Below are 18,858 nucleotides of genomic sequence, written 5' to 3' on the forward strand. Positions count from 1 at the left end.
CGGCATCCTAACGCGAATCCACCTGGCAGGGAGCTTACGGCCGGATGGTGTAGGCCCCGCCGTCGAACTCGACCTCGAAGGCATCCAGGAACGCCTGACCCAGACGCGAGCGCGGCAGGTCCTCGTCGGGCAAGACGATCACCGGGACGTCATCACGGGCCAGGTGCCCCAGTTGCAGGCGATCAACACGCAGCGAACGACCCTCGATCCTTCCGCGGGCGCGTTCGACACGGACCGACTCCCCGCGATCCGGATCGAGACCCGCGCGCCGGGCATCGCGTTCGCGCAGCAGCACCCACTCGGCCTCGGGATCAATCACGAAGGTCACCGCCTGACCGTTGACCCCGCCGGTAACCGCGTGCTCGCCCGCCGAATCCCGATGTACGCTGACCCCGGCGCCACGCCGGTCGACCTGGGGCGCACCGGCGCCGCGGGGGCGTCTTTCCACCTGAAGTTCGCGACGCTCGCCGGCGCGCTCGACCACCGCGCCACTGCCGGAGATGCGCAGTACCCGCACCCCGCCCGGCCCGGTCTCGCCCTCGCCGACCAGCGCGCGCTCGCCGTCGACCGACAGCACGACCTGATTGCCGAACACGGCATGCAGTTGCCAGTCCTCCGCCGATATCGGCACAGCGAGCAGACAAAGGAGAATAATGACGGCGATGCGTGGCATGCCCCGGTTATACCCTGACCACCTGAACCGCACCAGAACGGCTTCTTCCTGCATCGCGCGACGCCCGCGCTTGCTACCATCGGGAGACATCCCTTGCGGAGTCACGCATGTCCGCCACTGCCCCCGCCGCCGCGGTGCCCACCCGGGCGCCGGCCAATGCCGCCCGCCAGCTGTTCACGCTGGTGCTCCTGCTGATGGGGCTGTGGCTGCTCCACCTGAACCTGCGCGTGGCGCCCGAAGCGGTGATCCTGGCCCTGTGGATCGGGGCGACCCTGCTGATCGGCTACGGCGGCTTTCGCCGCCACCGGTTGCGCCGGGCGGCGTTCCTGCGCGGCTATCTGGATGCGGGCAGCCCGTGGAGCGAACGCCTGCGCGGGGGCCCGCTGATGGCATTGCGCCACCTGGTCGTGGGGGCTCTGTTGGGCGGGCTGCTGGTCCTGGCCTTGGCCCGCATCCAGACCCCGGCGGTGTGGGCGGTCCTGGTCGCGGGCGCGCTGGCACTGGTCGTGCTGGAGGCCGCCTTTGCCCGGCTGATCGCCGGTCATGCGCACCCGCGGTTGGCCCCGGAGCTGGCCCGGCGCGGCGCCTTGTGGATCACCGGCGGCGGGCTGACACTGGCGTTGCTGATGCTGGCCCTGCGTGGCTGGTATCCGGACCTTTCCGGCGCCTCGCTGGAACAGGTGATATGGTTCATGGTGGAGCACGAAGGGGCCCGAAGCGCCGTGCTGGAGATCGGGCTGCAACTGGCCGCGGCCCAGGACGGGCTGCGCCTGTGGCTTGGCCAGCAGTGGCTGCCGCCCGGCGCCCAGCCCCTGCCGGTGCTGGTGGCCTGGTCGCTGCTATTGATCGAACAGGCATTTTTGGCCGCCGGCTTCCTGCTGCTGGCCAACGGACTGCTCCCGCCCCGTGATCCCGGCGATGACCCCGCGCAACCGTAGACTCCTGCGGACCCTGGTCTGGTTCGCGCTGACCGCCCTTGCGGCGGCCGCGTTCCTGGCCCAGGTCGATCGCCACGAACCGCGCCAGTGGGATGACCAGGCGCATGTCGAACTGAAGTTCGAGGGCGAGCGCTATCGGCTCGACCGCGACCGGCTGAGCCGCCTGGAGCGCTTCTCGCTGGAGTGGCTGGAGGCCGGTGACGAGCAGGTCCGAGCCCAGTGGCAGACTCGGATTGATCACGAGTTGGACCAGCACTTCCAGACCTTGCACGACCGCGTGCCAGAGGTCGCGGACTGGTACTTCTCGCTGGGTGCGGAGTATCAGCGCCTGTTGCTCCGCGGCGCCCAGTGGCTGGGCACGGCCGAAGAAGACGCAGCCACGCGGGCCCTGCGCGACCGGCTCCTGCCGGAAGACCTCTGGGACGGCCCCCTGCAGGCGCTTGCCGAACGGGCGCAATGGGGCCTGGACGAGGATCAGCGCAAGGTCCGGGATGCCTGGCGCATCGCCCTGACGCGCGAGATGGCCGACGCCCGCGTACCCGCCACGCCGGCGGCCCTGCAGTCGCCGATCGAACAGCACGCACGCATCGAACGCGCCCAGCAACTGGCCAGTGCAATGGATGCGGATCTCGCCCGGCTGGAACAGCGCGCGGGCCTGGCAGCCACGGCCGCCGCCGGGACGGGGCTGGCCACCCCGCTGATCGCCCGTGCGGTCCAGGCCCGTCTGGCGGCCCAGGCGGCGCGCAGTGGCGGCGCGGCACTGACCCGGGCCGGGCGTGCGGGGGCCCTGGGCGCGGGGGTCTGCGCCTGGAGCGGCCCAGTCTCGCTCGGCTGCGGGATCGCGGCCGCCGGCGCGGCCTGGGTCGGGACCGACTGGGTGCTGCTGCGGATCGACGAGGCGCGCCACCGCGAGGATCTCGAGGCCGCCCTGCACAAGGCCCTGGACGCCCTGCACACCGAGACCCGCATGACCTGGCAACAGGCCATCGCCGAGCATGTCGAGGCACGCCACACGGCCAGCCGCGAGGCAATCGACCGGACCTTCCAGCCGTGGAAGGCGGCCCTGAATCCGTGAACTGCAGCAGCTACGGCAACCCCGTGCCGCCTGCGGCGTCTCGGCAGCGGGCGGGGCCTGCGTTACACTCCGCGCACCGTTATACCGCCCCCGCATAGCTCAACATGAACACGACCCCCACCCGCCGCAAGACCGTCCCCGTTCGCATTGGCCACGTCACCGTCGGTGGCGATGCCCCGGTGATGGTGCAGTCGATGACCAACACCGATACTGCCGACGCCCTGCGCACCGCCGTGCAGGTGGCGGAACTGGCACGCGCCGGCTCCGAGGTCGTGCGCATAACGGTGAACTCCGAGGACGCGGCGAAGGCGGTGCCGGAGATCCGCGAGCGGCTGGAGGCCATGGGGCTGGACGTGCCGCTAGTCGGGGACTTCCACTTCAACGGGCACAAGCTGCTGACGAAGTACCCGGAGTGCGCCGAGGCGCTGGCCAAGCTGCGCATCAATCCCGGGAATGTCGGCCGCGGCTCGAAGCGCGACGCCCAGTACGCCGCGATGATCGAGGCCGCGATCCGCTATGACAAGCCGGTGCGGATCGGCGTGAACTGGGGCAGTCTGGACCAGGCCCTGCTCGCACGCATGATGGACGAGAACAGCCAGCGCGCCGAGCCGGCGGCACCCGAGGCGGTGATGCAGGAGGCGCTGATCGCCTCGGCACTGGAGAGCGCGGCCGAGGCCGAACGCATCGGTCTGGCCCATGACCGCATCATCCTCTCGGCCAAGGTCAGTGGCGTGCAGCCGCTGATCAGCGTCTACCAGGACCTGGCCGCGCGCTGCGACTACCCATTGCACCTCGGGCTGACCGAGGCCGGCATGGGCACGAAGGGCATCGTCGCCTCCACCGCCGCCCTGGCCGTGCTGCTGCAGCAGGGCATCGGCGACACCATCCGTATTTCGCTGACCCCGGAGCCCGGCGGCGACCGAACCAAGGAGGTCCTGGTCGCCCAGGAGATCCTGCAGAGCATGGGGCTGCGCAGCTTCCTGCCGTCGGTGGTGGCCTGCCCCGGCTGCGGCCGCACCTCCAGCGAGTATTTCCAGCACCTGGCACAGGACATCCAGTCCTACATCCGCCAGCAGATGCCCAACTGGAAGCAACAGTACCCGGGCGTGGAGGAGATGACCGTCGCGGTAATGGGCTGCGTGGTCAACGGCCCCGGCGAGAGCAAGCACGCCAACATCGGCATCTCCCTCCCCGGCACCGGCGAGCAACCCGTGGCCCCGGTCTACGAGGACGGCGAGAAGACCGTGACGCTCAAGGGCGAACGCATCGCCGAGGAATTCCAGGCCCGCGTCGAGGCCTACATCGAACGCCGCTACGGCCAGACCGCCTGACGCGCTCCCCCAGCCGCAGCGAAGCGAAGTATCGGGATCTCCGGCGTTTAGACCCTGCCGCAAGGTCCCGGATCACCACTGCGCGGCGTCCGGGATGACCTCGTAAGCCCGACCCTCAACGCGAGCGTCAGAAGTGGACGCTGTAGCCGCCGACCAGCAGGTGCTGAGCGCCGCTCTCGTCGCGCGAGGCGTAGGTGAGCGAGAAGGTGCCGAAGTCGGTCGCGTGCGCCGCGCCCAGTTCCCAGAACTTCGCGCCGTTGTCATCGGCCGGATCGTCATAGCCGAGCCCGCCGAAGAGCTCGGTACGCGGGGCCACCTCGTGCCCGGCCCCGACGAACCAGACGCGGCTGCCCTCGGCATCGCGATCGTCGGCGTGCGCGACATACGCCACCTCGGCGAAAAGCGGCCCCCAATCGGCGCCCAGGAACAGCTCACCCTCGTCTTCGTCATCCAGGCTGGAGTAATGGGAGTACTCGTAGCCGAATTCGATGCCGATCGGGCCAGCGTCGAAGCCATAGCCGACGAACGGGACGATCTCGGTGCCACGGCCACTGCCCAGGCTGGAGGCCTGCACACCGGTGAACACGCCGGTGGGGAAGCCCAGCTCGAAGCCGCCCTGCACCACCGGGTCGTTGTCGGACTTGGAGGCACCGTCGTCGATGTAGTCGGTGAACACGCCGATGTTGAATTCGGCCTCGGCGGCCTGGGCCGCCGAGATGCCGAAGGCGAATACACTGGCCACGGCTGCGGCCAGCACGCCGCGATGGAAGTTTCGATGGCTCATGTCAATTCCTCTTCTATCAAACGTTCGTTACGGGCGTGTTGCCGGATTCTGTCTCCGGCAACACGGTTCAGATTCCCCGGCATTCAGGCCGGCATGTGCGCACTCAGCAGCCAGGCAGCCATGCCGAAGTACACGGCCAGACCGGTGAAGTCCTTGATGGTGGTGATGAACGGATCCGCGCCCGGCGCATGGTCCACACCGATCTTCAGCAGTACCCAGGGCAGCAGGAAGCCCAGGATCGAGGCGGTGAATACCGAGACGAACAGCGCCACGCCAACCACGATGCCCAGCTCCGGGATGCCGTTCGGCGCACCCTGCCAGAAGTGGGCGATGGTACCGGCGATGACGGCCATCACAACCCCCATGGCCAGGCCTACGCCCCCCTCTCGGACCAGATGCGCGCGGAAGAAGCGGCCCAGGTTGATATGCCCCAGGGCGAGCCCGCGGGCGAAGATCGTGGTCGACTGCGTGCCGACGTTGCCGCCCATGTCCATCACCAGCGGGATGAAGATGGCCAGCGCGACCACTGCCGCCAGCGTGTCCTCGAAGAAGTCGATCACCCCGCCCACGGCCAGACCACCCGCCAGCGTCACCATCAGGAAGGCCATGCGCACCTTGACCGCATAGCCGATCCCGCCGGAGGTCAGCTTCTCCGAGCGCACGACATCCTTCTGGTGCAGCAGGTCGCCGATCCCGGCCTTCTTGTAGAAGTCCTCCGAGGTGTCTTCCTCGAGCACGTCCATCGCGTCATCGATGCGCAGCACCCCCACCAGCACGCCGTCGGCATCCACCACCGGCAGATACGGCAGATCCGTGCGCTGCAGCAGGCGGGCGGCCTCGACCTTGTCGCCGTCGGGCGTGGTGCAGAAGTCCTCCAGTTCGGTCAGATCCCCAACCGTCTGGCCGGACTCCGCGCGGAACATCCGGCCCAGGCGCACCAGCCCCTTGTAGTGGTGGTCGCGATCGGTAATCAGCAGTGCGGCCCCGACATCGTCCGGCATATTGCGATCGTCGCGCAGGCGGGCAGTGACCTCGCCGACGGTCTCTTCCGGGGTCACCCAGAACACCGGGCGACGCATCACACGGGCCACGGTGTCCTCGTCCTGCCGCCACAGAGCACGCACCTTATCGCGCTTCGCTCCGGGGAGGGCATCCAGGAGATCGTCCGCCAGGGACTTGCCCACCAGCGTCAGAGACCGCGCCAGGGTGTAGGCCGGCAGGGCCTGCACCAGCTCGCGGGCCTCCGGCTCGGGCATATGCTCGAACAGGATCGCCTGTTCTTCGTCGTCCATCGCCAGGAAGATGGCGCGACGCTCATTGGTGTCCACACCCTCGAGGATCACCCAGCGGGAACGCGGGTCCAGTTCCGACAGGCGGTTGGCGGTGATGGCCGGGACCGGATGGATCACCTCGTCGCGGGCAGCACCCACGTCACCGGCATGAATCATTTCCAGAATCTTGTCGTTCATTGCAATACTCCTTGTGCTTAGAAAATAAAAAACGCACGCGGGGCATTACAAAAGAAAAAAGAATCCCGTGACCGCAGGTGGCGGTCTTTTACAAAACCCCCATCAGCGAGACGAACACACTTTTACTTTTATCACTGCCCCGCAGTGATGTTCCGGGTCTAGAACCGGGGTCGTCGTCTTCAGGCGCTGGCATGGCGGCCTCCTGCTGGTTATTCATGGATACAGTCCAATCCGTTACGCGCACGGCAACGTGCGCATCGGCCCGGAATCCGGGCAGAGGCGGAATATCATCGAATGGCATGGGGCAGCGCGCCACGCGCAAGGGCGGGCGCAATACGGGCTGAGGGGCTGGGGGGCACCCGCGAGGGGCGCAAGGGGAAAGGCTTTCTGCCACCCCCCGGAGTCACGCATATCGCTGACACCGGGGGACACCACCGCACTACCGGGTGGCGGGACCCCGCTGGCAACGATATGCACGCTCGTACCGGCTACCGGCCCGACGCTCATGCATCCATCGACAACAGTCCATTGACAGACCTCTGCTACTCAAGATGAGCGCGATTGTAGTGACGACCATTCACTTTCGCAACCCCGAAAATAAAATTCTTATACGGCCTTTTGTTCAAAACGCTGGATCAGCGCCTTGAGTTCGGCGGCCTCGGCCAGCATGCGCGCGCTCGCGTCGCGCGCATGTGCGGAGACCGAACCGGTTTGGCTGGCGACATCGCGGATGGAGGTCACGTTGCGGTTGATCTCCTCGGAGACCGCGCTTTGTTCCTCGACCGCCGTGGCGATCTGGGTGTTCATCTCGGTGATCTGGGCGACGGCCTCGCGGATCGTGGTCAACGAATCCCCCGCCGCTCGGGCCTTTTCCACCCCGTCGGCCGCCTGTTCCTGGCTGGCGCGCATGGCGGACATCGCCTCGCGCGCACCGTTTTGCAGGCTCTCGATCATGTTGCGGATGGTCACCGTGGACTCGTCGGTGCGCTGCGACAATGAGCGCACCTCGTCGGCCACCACCGCAAAGCCACGGCCGTGCTCGCCCGCGCGCGCGGCCTCGATCGCGGCGTTCAGCGCCAGCAGGTTGGTCTGTTCGGCAATCTCGCGGATCACGCCCAGGATCTTGTCGATCTCCTCGGTGCTCGCCTCCAGTTTGCCCAGCTTCTCGGCAGTGGATTCGACCTCGGCTGCCATGCGGTTGATCACGGCAACCGTATCGTTCACGACCTCCTGGCCGGCCCCGGTCTCCTTCTCGGCGTGGTTCGCGGCCTCGGCCGCGCGCGCGGAATTGCCGGCCATCTCCTGGATAGTCGAGCTCATCTCGTTCATCGCAGTGGCGACCTGGTCGATCTCGTTTTGCTGGCGCTCCACGCCCGAGGCCGTCTGATCGACGCTGCTGGCCATCGCCTGCGCGTCACCGGCCACCGCATCGGCCTTGTCCTCGATACGGCCCAGCACCGTGCGCAGCTTCGCCTCGTTGAAATGCTGGATTAGCTCCAGCGACGCGCTGTCGTCGCGACGCCCGGTATAGATCGCCTCCATCACGGGGTTGTCGAACTGTTCGCGGGCGCGGTTAACCGCCTGCCGGATACCCGAGGTCAACGCCAGCGACACCACCCCACCGGCGACGAAGACCAGCGCCAGCAGGCCGGCCAGGACCAGTGGCGGGGGTGCCAGGGACACAGCGGCCAGCGCCAGCAGAAAGCCCGCGATCCACGTCCCCGCAAGACGCCAGGTGAGGCCGTGATACCAGCGCCGCGCAAAACTCCGGCCCCGGTTGAGCGCGGCATAAACCTGCTCCGCGCGGGCGACATGCTCGCGCTCCGGGATGGCCCGCACCGACTCGTAACCGGTCTTGCGACCATGCTCGTAGGCGGGTGTTACAAAGGCATCCACCCAGTAGTGGTCACCGTCCTTGCGCCGGTTCTTGACGATACCCATCCACGGGTGATCCGCCTTCAGGGTCTCCCACATGTTCACGTAGGCGGCCTCCGGCATGTCCGGGTGGCGCACGATGTTGTGCGGCGAATGCTCCAGCTCCTCACAGCCGAAACCGCTGACCGTCACGAAATCGTCATTGGCATAGCGAATCCGGCCCTTCTCGTCGGTGGCCGAGATCAGGTCTCCGTGGGCCTCCAGGGAATATTCGGTCTGAGTAACGGGAAGGTTCTTGCGCATAAGGGACGATGTCCTGTTGTTGCAGTGTCGGGGTGGAGCCGAAGTGGCAGACACATGGCCTCGCCTTCATGCGCGACCATATATGCACCACCCGATATAACGGCCAGGGCCGTCGTAGCTTGAGGCACGGGCCAATTGATCGTGTGCGAGAAAAGACTAACCGGCGCTCGAGGCTGCCTGCACCACGCGGCAAAAACCCTTGAACGCGCGGTCGTCGAGGGCATGCTGGCGACTGCGGCGATCGGCATACACCAGACCGACCACCTGCCCCTGGTCCCGCACCGGCGCATAAAAGGCATCGACCCCTCCTGTCAGGGCCTGGACCGCCTCCGGCAGCGCCACGCCCGGGTAGTGGCGCCCCCACCAGGTCGGCATGTCATCCTCCAGCACGGCCTCCAGCGGGCCCAGGGCCGAACGATGGATCACGAAGTGACTAAATTCCGGCTCGTGCAGGGTCCCGACCATGTGCTCGGCTCGCAGTGATTCGCCATCACGCGCAAGCCGGGCGAACACCACCCGGTTCAGTCCCAGCCCGAACTGCATCACGCGCAATATGCGCCGCAGCCGCGACACGCGGTTGGTGTCCTGTTGTAGTCGCGCCAGCCCCTCCTCCAGCACATCCGCACGTGGGCAAAGCGCGAGGCGCGTGCGGTGGCGCGCGCCGAGCCAGACCGACCCGGGTGTCGCGGGATTCAGGGGCTCGATGTGATACAGGTCGACGTCTTCATTGAAGCGATCGATGATCTCCGACAGCCGGTCCGCGACGACCTTCTCGTTGACTCCGGTCAGGCCGGCCAACAGGCGCAGATCGCGATCGCCCCGCACCGTGTCCATCCCGCGCATGATCTGCCAGGCCACCGCACTGGCGACCATGACCTCAAAGGCGCGCGGATGCGCGGCGTTGACCGCGCGCTGAGTCCCCACGACCAGTTCGGGCAGCTCCATCGCCTCGGTCATCGCACGCGACAGGTCGTCGGTCGCGTAGCCCAGCGCGGTATAGCTGGCCTCGTCGGGAAGGGCGTTGAGCTCCAGCATGGCAAGCAGGCGGCCCAGGCGTGGCTCACCAGCCACCAGGAGACCGAGCAGGCCCAGCTGATTCAGCAGGGCGGCCAGACCGACTTCCGCCGGCTCGGAGTCGCGTCGACGCTGGGCCACGTCGGCCGCGATCATCGCCGCCAGCCGCGACTGGGCCGCCACCTGCCGATATCGCTGCGGTTCACGCACGACCTCACCAACCGGCGGGGCCGTGCGGACTTCATCGCAGACGTTCTGCAGACCGAGCATGGCGATGGCATCGGGCACCGAATGCACCTCCTGGCGCATACCGCGGCGCGAGCCGTTCGCCCGCAGGACCAGACGCAGTGCAAGGCCGGGGTCGCGCTCCGCCCACTGGCCCAAATCCCGCAAGGAGCGCTGCACCAGCGCGTCCGGCTGGGAAAAGGCGACTGCACTGGCTTCCAGAATCGGCCAGTCGAGTCCAGCCAGGCGACGTGCCTGGTCGCTATAGGGCGCGCCCTCATCCTGGGCCATGCTGTACCTCGCGCGGGGGAGTCGTTATCGTTATGGCCGTCACTATATCAACAGCGAAAGCGTGACCGGCGTCACTTTCGCCCATCGACCAGCTCGGGGTTCCCGTTTCGTGAAGTATTTTCTTGGCATCGTCGTCGTATTCTCGTCGGTCTTCGGGGGGTACTACTTTCATGGCGGCGACCTTCGGGTCATGTGGCAGCCATACGAATACTGGATCATCGGGGGTGCAGCGCTGGGCGCATTCCTGATCGCCAATCCGCCTCGAGTCGTCATCACCGTCTTCAAGTCCATCCCCAGCCTGATGAAGGGTAGCAAGTACAAGTCGGACGACTACCTCGACCTGCTCGCACTGATGTACAAGCTCTTCACCAAGGCCCGCAAGGAAGGGCTGATGGGGGTGGAGAATGACATCGAGGAGCCGGAGAACAGCGAGATCTTTCAGGCCCACCCGCGGATCCTGCAGGATCACCACGCGATGGAGTTCATCACCGATTACATGCGCCTGATCATCTCCGGCAGCATGAACCCGCATGAACTCGATGCCCTGATGGATCTGGACCTCGAGACCCATCACGAGGAATCCCACAAGCCCGCCCACGCCGTGCACCGCGTTGCGGAGGCCCTGCCCGGCTTCGGGATCGTCGCCGCGGTGCTGGGGATCGTAATGACCATGGGCAGGCTCGACGGCTCGATCGAGGAGATCGGCTCGAGCGTGGCGGCCGCGCTGGTCGGCTCATTCCTCGGGATCCTGCTGGCTTACGGCTTTGCCGGACCGACCTCGACGGCGCTCGAGACCCGCGCCCAGGAAGAAGCCAAGTTCCTGCAGTGCATCAAGGCCTGCATCCTGGCCAATGTCCAGGGCTACAGCCCGCAGGTCGCCGTCGAGTTTGGCCGCAAGACCATGGAAGGCGCCATGCGCCCGAGCTTTACCGAGCTCGAGGAGCACGTGAAGGGGGCCTGACCGCCTCCGGATCAGCCACATGGGCGTCGAGGACAAGACCCAGCCGATCATCGTCAAAAAGAAGGTGGTCAAGGGCGGCCACCACGGTGGCGCGTGGAAGATCGCGTTTGCCGACTTCACCCTCGCGATGATGGGTTTCTTCCTGGTGTTATGGCTGCTCGTGGCGCTGGACGACGAACAACGCGCCGGCATATCCGAGTACTTCCAGAACCCTTCCGCATTCGTCGGCGAGGCCGCCGCGCCCGGCCAGGCACCGGGCGATGGGACCGGGGTCGATCCATCGCTGATCGACTTCGAGGGCATGCCCGAGCTGATCCAGGACCCCGAGGCCATGGAGGCACCCATGGGGCTGGATGGAGAGGCGTTGGACGAGCTGGCCGAAGCCCGCGACCGCGAGGCCCTGGAGGCACTTCAGGAAGCCTTGGAGGAAGCCCTGGGCCAGAGCCAGGCCCTGGAGCCCTACAAGGACCAGTTGCTGCTGGATATCACTCCCGAGGGACTGCGCATCCAGATCATCGACCGCGAGAATCGCCCGATGTTCGACACCGCCAGCTCCACTCCTCTTCCGCACGCCGACGCGATCCTGCGCGAGCTCGCAAGCCTGATCAATAAGGTGCCGAATCGCATCTCGATCACCGGCCACACCGATGCCCGCCCCTTGCTGCGTCCGGACTACTCCAACTGGGAGCTTTCGACCGACCGCGCCAATGCCGCACGCCGTGCGCTGATTGCGGGCGGGGCCGAATCGGGACAGGTCGCGCGGGTCGTGGGCCTGGCCGACAGCGTACCGTTCACCCGCGACGACCCGGAGGCGGCCATCAACCGACGCATCTCCATCATCGTGCTCAACCAGGAGGCCGAAGAAGCGATGCGCAAGAGCCTTGAGGGCGAGACCTACGCACCAGAATCCACCTCCTCCCCTGAGAGCGAGAACGGCCCGGGCACACCGATCGATCCCCAAGCGCCCATCGACGAAACTCGCCCAAGCGACACCTGAGCGCTACGGCTCCCTCTCGCGCGCGCCCCAAGGTGCGCTCGCAGCAACCAGCGCCGACCGCGTACCGAGCTCAAGCCAGGCCGTATGCGCCGCGGCAGCCCCTCTTTCCCGTGCACCAAAAGACAAAGGGTCGCTTCTCGGGAACGGGTGGGGGGGGGCGGCCTGGGCTGTACGACAGGCAAAGAAAAAGGCGCCCGAAGGCGCCTTTCTCAGATATGGCGGAGCGGACGGGACTCGAACCCGCGACCCCCGGCGTGACAGGCCGGTATTCTAACCAACTGAACTACCGCTCCAAATTTTCTTCATGCAGCCAGTCAGGCTGCATGGTGGGTGCTGACGGGTTCGAACCGCCGACATTCGCCTTGTAAGGGCGACGCTCTACCAACTGAGCTAAGCACCCGATAAAGCGCACTAGTTTACGCGATCCTTGAGCGCTTTACCAGCCTTGAAAGAAGGCGTTTTGGAGGCAGCGATCTGGATGGACTGGCCAGTACGCGGGTTACGGCCGGTGCGGGCTTCGCGCTCGCGGACGAGGAAGGTGCCAAAGCCCACCAGGGAGACCTGGTCGCCCTTGGCCAGAGTATCGCCCACCACGGTCACCATGGCGTCCAGCATGCGGCCGGCCTGGGCCTTCGGGACATCGGCTTCTGCGGCGATCGCGTCGATCAGTTCGGATTTATTCATGAAGCGCTTCCTTATCTCAGTGGTGACTCAGGCTTACGGCCCGATGAAGGCCAAGCTTACACCAGCGCGGGGAGGGTTCTCCATCCTGTCGCGGGCTTGCCCAGCCGGGAATCAAATAATGCGATTGGGGTTATATCAAGGGGCTCGAAAAAGTGTCAAACAAGCGTTACACAACCCCTGCGGTTCACTGTACGCCACGGCGCAAAAAAACCGCGGCCGAAGCCGCGGTTCTGATTGCAAATCCGTTGCTTAGTGGTGCCGGACCCGGCGTCGGCCCGATTCCTTGGCCGGCTTCACGGCCTCCTCGACCTTGGCCGGTGTCTCGCCGCCCTTGGCCTCCGGCAGGTGCGTGAGCGCCACCTCGAACACCTCGTCGATCCAGCGTACCGGGCGGATATCGAGCTTGTTCTTGATGTTCTTCGGGATGTCCACCAGGTCCTTTTCGTTCTCCTCGGGGATCAGCACCGTGCGGATCCCGCCACGATGGGCCGCCAGCAGCTTCTCCTTGAGCCCGCCGATCGGCAGCACCTGACCCCGCAGGGTGATCTCGCCGGTCATCGCCACGTCGGCACGTACCGGGATGCCGGTCAGCGCCGAGACGATGGCCGTGCACATCGCGATACCGGCCGAGGGGCCGTCCTTGGGCGTGGCGCCCTCGGGGACATGGATGTGCAGGTCTTTCTTCTCGTGGAAGTTCTCCTCGACCCCCAGGGACTCGGCACGCGAGCGCACGACGGTCAGGGCCGCATGGATCGACTCCTGCATCACGTCGCCGAGCTTGCCGGTCTGCTGGGTCTTGCCCTTGCCCGGGACGACCGTCGCCTCGATGGTCAACAGTTCGCCACCAACCTCGGTCCACGCCAGGCCAGTCACCTGGCCGATCTGATCGTTCTCCTCGGCCAGGCCGAAGCGGAAGCGCCGCACACCCAGGTACTTGTCCAGGGTCTTCGGGGTGACCGACGTGGTGCGGTCACGCTCCTTGCCCTTGGCCAGGAGACGCTGCTTGACCACCTTGCGGCAGATCTTGGCGATCTCGCGCTCCAGGGCGCGCACACCCGCCTCGCGGGTGTAGTAGCGCACGACGTCGCGCACCGCGGCATCGGAGATATTGATCTCGTCCGGCTTCAGGCCGTTGGTCTTGATCTGCTTCGGTACCAGGTAGGTATGGGCGATGTTGACCTTCTCGTCCTCGGTGTAGCCGGACAAGCGGATGACCTCCATACGATCCAGCAGCGGACCGGGGATGTTCATCGAATTGGCCGTGGCCACGAACATCACGTCGGAGAGGTCGTAATCGACCTCCAGGTAGTGGTCGCTGAAGGTATGGTTCTGCTCCGGGTCCAGGACCTCGAGCATCGCCGAGGCCGGATCGCCGCGGAAATCCATCGCCATCTTGTCGATCTCGTCGAGCAAAAACAGCGGGTTGCGCACCCCGACCTTGGACAGGTTCTGGACAATCTTGCCCGGGAGGGAGCCGATATAGGTCCGGCGGTGACCGCGGATCTCGGCTTCGTCACGGACACCGCCAAGGGCCATGCGCGAGAACTTGCGGTTGGTTGCGCGCGCGATGGACTGGCCCAGCGAGGTTTTGCCGACCCCCGGGGGACCGACCAGGCAGAGGATCGGGCCCTTCAGCTTGCGCACACGCGACTGCACGGCGAGGTATTCAAGGATGCGCTCCTTGACCTCTTCCAGGCCGTAGTGGTCCTCGTTGAGGATCTTCTCGGCACGGGCCAAGTCCTTGCTGACCCGGGTCTTCTTCTTCCACGGGACATTGACCAGCCAGTCGATGTAGCTGCGCACGACGGTGGCCTCGGCCGACATCGGCGACATCATCTTCAGCTTGTTCAGCTCGGCGGTGGCCTTCTTCTTGGCCTCCGCCGGCATGCCGGCCTGCTCGATCTTCTCGGCCAGGTCTTCCTGTTCGTTTGGCGCATCCTCGAGATCGCCCAGCTCCTTCTGAATGGCCTTCATCTGCTCATTCAGGTAGTACTCGCGCTGGGACTTCTCCATCTGCTGCTTCACGCGGCCGCGGATCTTCTTCTCGATCTGCAGCACGTCCATCTCGCCCTCGATCTTGGCGACCAGGTGCTCCAGACGCGCACGCACGTTGGCGATCTCGAGGACCTGCTGCTTCTCCTCGAGCTTCAGCGACATGTGCGCAGCAATGGTGTCAGCCAGACGCGAGGTGTCGTCGATCCCGGCCAGCGAGGTCAGGATCTCCGGCGGGACCTTCTTGTTCAGCTTGATGTACTGCTCGAACTGATTGAGCGCGGAGCGGCCGAGGACCTCGAGTTCCTTCTCCTCGGTGTCGTACTCCTCCTCGATCATGCGGATATCGGCGGTGAAGTAGTCCTCTTCCTTCTCGGCATTGCCGGTCGTGGAGACATCCATCACGCGCGCGCGCTGGGCGCCCTCGACCAGCACCTTGATCGTGCCATCGGGCAGGCGCAGCAATTGCAGGATGTTGCCGAGGGTACCGATCTCGTGCAGATCGCCGGCCTCGGGCTCGTCCACCTCGGCGCTCTTCTGCGCCACCAGCAGGACCTGCTTGTTCTGGGCCATGGCGGAATCCAGCGCGCGGATCGACTTCTCGCGACCCACAAACAGCGGGATGACCATGTGCGGATACACCACGACATCGCGCAGCGGCAGGACCGCGACGCGCTTCACGGGGGAATCCACCTCGTTCTGGGAGGAGTGTTGGTCGGTCATGTGGCCCCCTCAGGGCTTGACGAATGTACGGGAGAGATGGGGGCGCCCTGACCGTTTTTCAAGCCGGGGCCAGCCCCATGCCCGCCCCCTGTGCATGACCGCGAAGCTTCAGGAATCGGCAGCGGCCTGCTTGGAGAACGATGCGTTCTCGTAGATGAGGTAGGGCTCGGCGTCTCCGCGGATCACGGCTTCGTCGATCACCACCTTGCTGACGCCCTCCATCGAGGGCAGCTCGTACATGGTGTCGAGCAGGATGTTCTCCATGATGGTGCGCAGGCCCCGGGCGCCGGTCTTGCGCTCCATCGCCTTGTGGGCGATCGCGGCCAGGGCATCGTCCCGGAACTCGAGCTCCACGCCTTCCATATCGAACAGACGGGCGTATTGCTTGACCAGCGCGTTCTTCGGCTGGGTCAGGATGGTGATCAGCGCATCCTCGTCCAGTTCGTCCAGCGTCGCCTGCACCGGCAGACGACCGACGAACTCGGGGATCAGGCCATAGCGCACCAGGTCGTCGGCCTCCAGCTGTTTCAGCCACTGGCCGCCGCTCTTGCTCTCGTCCTTGGAGCTGACCTCGGCAGAGAAACCGATACCACCCTTCTCCGCGCGCTGCTGGATGATTTTCTCCAGGCCGGAGAAGGCACCGCCGCAGATGAACAGGATGTTGCGGGTATCGACCTGCAGGAACTCCTGCTGTGGATGCTTGCGCCCGCCCTGCGGCGGCACGGAGGCCGTGGTGCCCTCGATCAGCTTCAGCAGGGCCTGCTGCACACCCTCGCCCGAGACATCGCGGGTGATCGAGGGATTGTCCGATTTGCGCGAGACCTTGTCGATCTCGTCGATGTAGACGATGCCGTTTTCGGCCTTCTCCACATCGTAGTCGCACTTCTGCAGCAGCTTCTGGATGATGTTCTCGACGTCCTCGCCCACGTAACCGGCCTCGGTCAGCGTGGTCGCGTCGGCGATGGTGAACGGGACGTTGAGCACCCGCGCCAGCGTCTCGGCCAGCAGCGTCTTGCCGGAACCGGTCGGGCCGATCAGCATGATGTTGGACTTGGACAACTCGACGTCGTCCTTGCCGGCTCGGGCCTCGAGGCGCTTGTAGTGGTTGTACACCGCGACCGAGAGGATCTTCTTCGCGGAGTTCTGCCCGATCACGTAGTCGTCGAGGATCTCGCGGATCTCGCGCGGCTTGGGCAGCGAATCGCGCTCGGTATGCCCCGCCTCCTGCATCTCCTCGCGAATGATGTCGTTGCAAAGCTCGACACACTCGTCGCAGATAAACACGGAGGGACCCGCGATCAGCTTGCGCACTTCGTGCTGACTCTTCCCGCAGAAAGAGCAGTACAGAAGCTTGCCGTCGGCGGAGGGGGTCTTGTCGTCGCTCATCCGTATGCCTCGGTTGCGCTATCAGGGTTTATCAGAACATGCCCCGTTTGCAGCCACGTTGCAAACGGACCGGGCGCGAGTCCGGTATATCCCGCTCGCACCCAGCCTGGCTTCGATCAGGACTTGTCCTTCTTGCCGGCTTCCTTGTCGCCGGTGTCCGGCGCGCCGCGGCTGGAGAGGACGTTGTCCACCAGGCCGTAGTCCTTAGCCTCCACTGCGGTCATGAAACGGTCACGATCCGTGTCCTGCTCCACCTGCTCCACGGTCTGCCCGGTGTGGTGAGCGAGTACGCGGTTGAGCTCCTCGCGGATCTTCAGGATCTCGCGGGCGTGGATGTCGATATCCGATGCCTGCCCCTGGAACCCGCCCAGCGGCTGGTGGATCATGACCCGCGAGTGCGGCAGGGAGTAACGCTTGCCCGGGGCACCACCGGCCAACAGCACCGCGCCCATGCTCGCGGCCTGGCCGACACACAGGGTGCTCACCTGGGGCTTGATGAACTGCATGGTGTCGTAGATCGCCATGCCCGCGGTCACGGCCCCGCCCGGGGAGTTGATGTACAGGCTGATCTCCTTGTCCGGGTTTTCCGATTCGAGGAACAACAGCTGGGCCACGATCACGTTGGCCATGTAGTCCTCGACCGGACCCACACAGAAGATGACCCGGTCCTTCAGCAACCGGGAGTAGATGTCATAGGCGCGCTCGCCGCGGGCGGTCTGCTCGACCACCATCGGGACCAGATTCAGCCCCTGGGCATGCTGCGCCCCCTGACCGGCCATGTCGTGGCTCATTCAGTCGACTCCTTATTCGGATTCATGACGTCCTGGAAGCTGGTCTTTTTCTCGGTGACCTTGGCCTGATCGACGATCCAGTCGACCACCTGGTCCTCGAGCACCAGCGACTCCAGGTTGCTCTTCGCCTGCGGGTTGGAGCGGTAGTACTGCTTGACCTCTTCCGGGTCCTCGTAGGTGGCCGCCATGTCTTCCAGGTCACGCTCGACCCGCTCCGCGTCCACCTCGAACCCCTTCTGGTCGATGATGGCGCGCAGGGACAGACCCAGGCGCACGCGGCGCTTGGCCTCCTCCTCGAACAGACTGTCGGGGAGCGGCTGGGTCTGCTGGGCACCACCGAAGCGCTTCTCGGCCTCCTCGCGCAGGCGATTGATCTCGGACTTCACCAGGGCATCCGGCAGGTCGAACCCATGGCGCTCGATAATCAGCTCCATGACCTGATTCTTGACCTTGCCTTTCAGCGCCTGGTTCAACTCGCGCTCCATATTGGACCGCACGTCGGCGCGAAGTTTCTCGACCGAGCCGTCTTCGATGCCGAATTTCTTCGCGAACTCTTCGTCCACCTCAGGCAGCTTGGGCCCCTCGACCTTCTTGATGGTCAGGGCGAACTGCGCGGTCTTGCCCTTCAGGTTCTCGGCCGGGTAGTCATCGGGGAAGGTGACGTCGATGGTCGGCTCTTCGCCGGTCTTCACGCCCTTGAGCTGCTTCTCGAAGTCTTCGATCAGACGGCCGGCACCCACTTCCACCTGGAAGTCTTCGGCCTTACCACCCTCGAACTCCTCGCCATCGATGCTGCCGACGAAGTCCAGCGTGATGCGATCGCCCTTCTTCGCCTTGCGCTTGACCTCCGCCCATTCCTTGTTCTGCTCGCGCAGGGAGTCGATCACGCGATCGATGTCCTCGTCGCCAATCTCGGCCACCGGGCGTTCGATCTCGGCATCGGAGAAATCGGCCACCTCGACCTCGGGAAAGACCTGAAAGCTCGCAACGAACTCGATCGGCTGCCCGCTTTCCACACTCTGCGGCTCGATACTCGGGTTCCCCGCAGGCTCCAGCCCTTCCTGCTGCACGGCCTCGCGGTAACTCTCCTGCAGGACTTCGCTCAGCACCTCCTGATAGACCCCGGCGCCGTAACGCTGGCGCACGACCTTCAGCGGGACCTTGCCCGGGCGAAAGCCGTCGAGCCGGACGCGCTTGGCCAGCGATTTCAGACGGTTGTCGACTTCGGTCTCGACGCGCTCGGGGGGGACCTGGATGGTCATCTTGCGTTCCAGGTTGCCGGTGGCTTCAACGGAAACTTGCATGAAGGGCCTCGCAATAGTTCAAAAATCGGTCATCCCTGCCGA

15 protein-coding genes and 2 tRNA genes are annotated in these 18,858 nt (G+C 65.5%); 5 read left to right on the forward strand and 12 right to left on the reverse strand.

Going from position 1 to position 18,858, the window contains the following annotated elements; all coding sequences use genetic code 11:
- Positions 1–34: 34 nt before the first annotated feature.
- Entirely contained in the window at positions 35–673 is a 639-nt protein-coding gene (locus tag F466_RS0106970) for a TIGR02281 family clan AA aspartic protease (protein ID WP_018993726.1), read from the reverse strand.
- A 107-nt stretch (positions 674–780) separates the two neighbouring features.
- On the opposite strand from F466_RS0106970, the gene F466_RS0106975 reads away from it, so the two are divergent.
- The 3 genes from F466_RS0106975 (at position 781) to ispG (ending at position 4,017) form a co-directional block, all read left to right on the forward strand.
- A complete protein-coding gene (locus F466_RS0106975) occupies positions 781–1,611 on the forward strand; it encodes a hypothetical protein (protein ID WP_018138773.1) in 831 nt (276 codons plus the stop codon).
- Positions 1,592–2,686 carry a hypothetical protein gene (locus F466_RS0106980; protein WP_038082622.1) on the forward strand — a complete coding sequence of 365 codons (1,095 nt, stop codon included), beginning with the start codon at positions 1,592–1,594 and terminating at the stop codon, positions 2,684–2,686. Before F466_RS0106975 ends, F466_RS0106980 begins: the two co-directional genes overlap by 20 nt.
- Before the next feature lie 104 nt (positions 2,687–2,790).
- Complete coding sequence (gene ispG / locus F466_RS0106985; RefSeq protein ID WP_018138775.1) at positions 2,791–4,017, forward strand: flavodoxin-dependent (E)-4-hydroxy-3-methylbut-2-enyl-diphosphate synthase; 1,227 nt, start codon at positions 2,791–2,793, stop codon at positions 4,015–4,017.
- A 127-nt stretch (positions 4,018–4,144) separates the two neighbouring features.
- Here the strand turns inward: ispG and F466_RS0106990 are convergent, their stop codons facing one another.
- From F466_RS0106990 to F466_RS0107005, 4 genes are all read right to left on the reverse strand, one after another.
- Complete coding sequence (locus F466_RS0106990) at positions 4,145–4,801, reverse strand: TorF family putative porin (protein ID WP_018993728.1); 657 nt, start codon at positions 4,799–4,801, stop codon at positions 4,145–4,147.
- Between the two features lie 83 nt (positions 4,802–4,884).
- Positions 4,885–6,270 (reverse strand): magnesium transporter, encoded by a 1,386-nt coding sequence (mgtE, locus tag F466_RS0106995; protein ID WP_018993729.1) that lies wholly within the window; start codon positions 6,268–6,270, stop codon positions 4,885–4,887.
- Positions 6,271–6,876: 606 nt separating this feature from the next.
- On the reverse strand, positions 6,877–8,448 hold the full coding sequence (locus tag F466_RS0107000) for a PAS domain-containing methyl-accepting chemotaxis protein (RefSeq protein WP_018993730.1): 1,572 nt from the start codon (positions 8,446–8,448) through the stop codon (positions 6,877–6,879).
- Between the two features lie 156 nt (positions 8,449–8,604).
- Complete coding sequence (locus F466_RS0107005; protein ID WP_018993731.1) at positions 8,605–9,978, reverse strand: HDOD domain-containing protein; 1,374 nt, start codon at positions 9,976–9,978, stop codon at positions 8,605–8,607.
- A gap of 109 nt (positions 9,979–10,087) precedes the next feature.
- Here F466_RS0107005 and motA point away from each other — a divergent pair, with 109 nt between their 5' ends.
- Entirely contained in the window at positions 10,088–10,939 is an 852-nt protein-coding gene (motA, locus tag F466_RS0107010; protein WP_018138782.1) for a flagellar motor stator protein MotA, read from the forward strand.
- 19 nt (positions 10,940–10,958) lie between these two features.
- The gene (motB, locus tag F466_RS0107015) at positions 10,959–11,936 is read left to right on the forward strand and encodes a flagellar motor protein MotB (RefSeq protein WP_018993732.1); all 978 of its coding nucleotides are present in this window, start codon (positions 10,959–10,961) and stop codon (positions 11,934–11,936) included.
- A gap of 216 nt (positions 11,937–12,152) precedes the next feature.
- On the opposite strand, the gene F466_RS0107020 is transcribed toward motB, so the two are convergent.
- From F466_RS0107020 to tig, 7 genes are all read right to left on the reverse strand, one after another.
- Positions 12,153–12,229 (reverse strand) — tRNA-Asp (locus F466_RS0107020).
- Between the two features lie 31 nt (positions 12,230–12,260).
- Positions 12,261–12,336: transfer RNA gene (locus F466_RS0107025), tRNA-Val, on the reverse strand.
- Between the two features lie 11 nt (positions 12,337–12,347).
- Entirely contained in the window at positions 12,348–12,620 is a 273-nt protein-coding gene (locus F466_RS0107030) for an HU family DNA-binding protein (protein ID WP_012981989.1), read from the reverse strand.
- A 249-nt stretch (positions 12,621–12,869) separates the two neighbouring features.
- Positions 12,870–15,335, reverse strand: coding sequence for an endopeptidase La (lon, locus tag F466_RS0107035; protein ID WP_018138784.1), 2,466 nt, complete (start codon positions 15,333–15,335; stop codon positions 12,870–12,872).
- Between the two features lie 108 nt (positions 15,336–15,443).
- On the reverse strand, positions 15,444–16,721 hold the full coding sequence (gene clpX, locus F466_RS0107040) for an ATP-dependent Clp protease ATP-binding subunit ClpX (RefSeq protein WP_018138785.1): 1,278 nt from the start codon (positions 16,719–16,721) through the stop codon (positions 15,444–15,446).
- 116 nt (positions 16,722–16,837) lie between these two features.
- Positions 16,838–17,512 carry an ATP-dependent Clp endopeptidase proteolytic subunit ClpP gene (clpP, locus tag F466_RS0107045; RefSeq protein WP_018138786.1) on the reverse strand — a complete coding sequence of 225 codons (675 nt, stop codon included), beginning with the start codon at positions 17,510–17,512 and terminating at the stop codon, positions 16,838–16,840.
- Positions 17,509–18,816: a trigger factor gene (gene tig, locus F466_RS0107050; RefSeq protein WP_018174653.1), complete on the reverse strand. Its 1,308-nt coding sequence runs from the start codon at positions 18,814–18,816 to the stop codon at positions 17,509–17,511. The genes clpP and tig overlap by 4 nt, the downstream gene beginning before the upstream one ends.
- Between the last annotated feature and the right edge of the window lie 42 nt (positions 18,817–18,858).

It is taken from the genome of Thioalkalivibrio sp. ALgr1, assembly GCF_000378285.1.
In the GTDB taxonomy this organism is placed as follows: domain Bacteria; phylum Pseudomonadota; class Gammaproteobacteria; order Ectothiorhodospirales; family Ectothiorhodospiraceae; genus Thioalkalivibrio.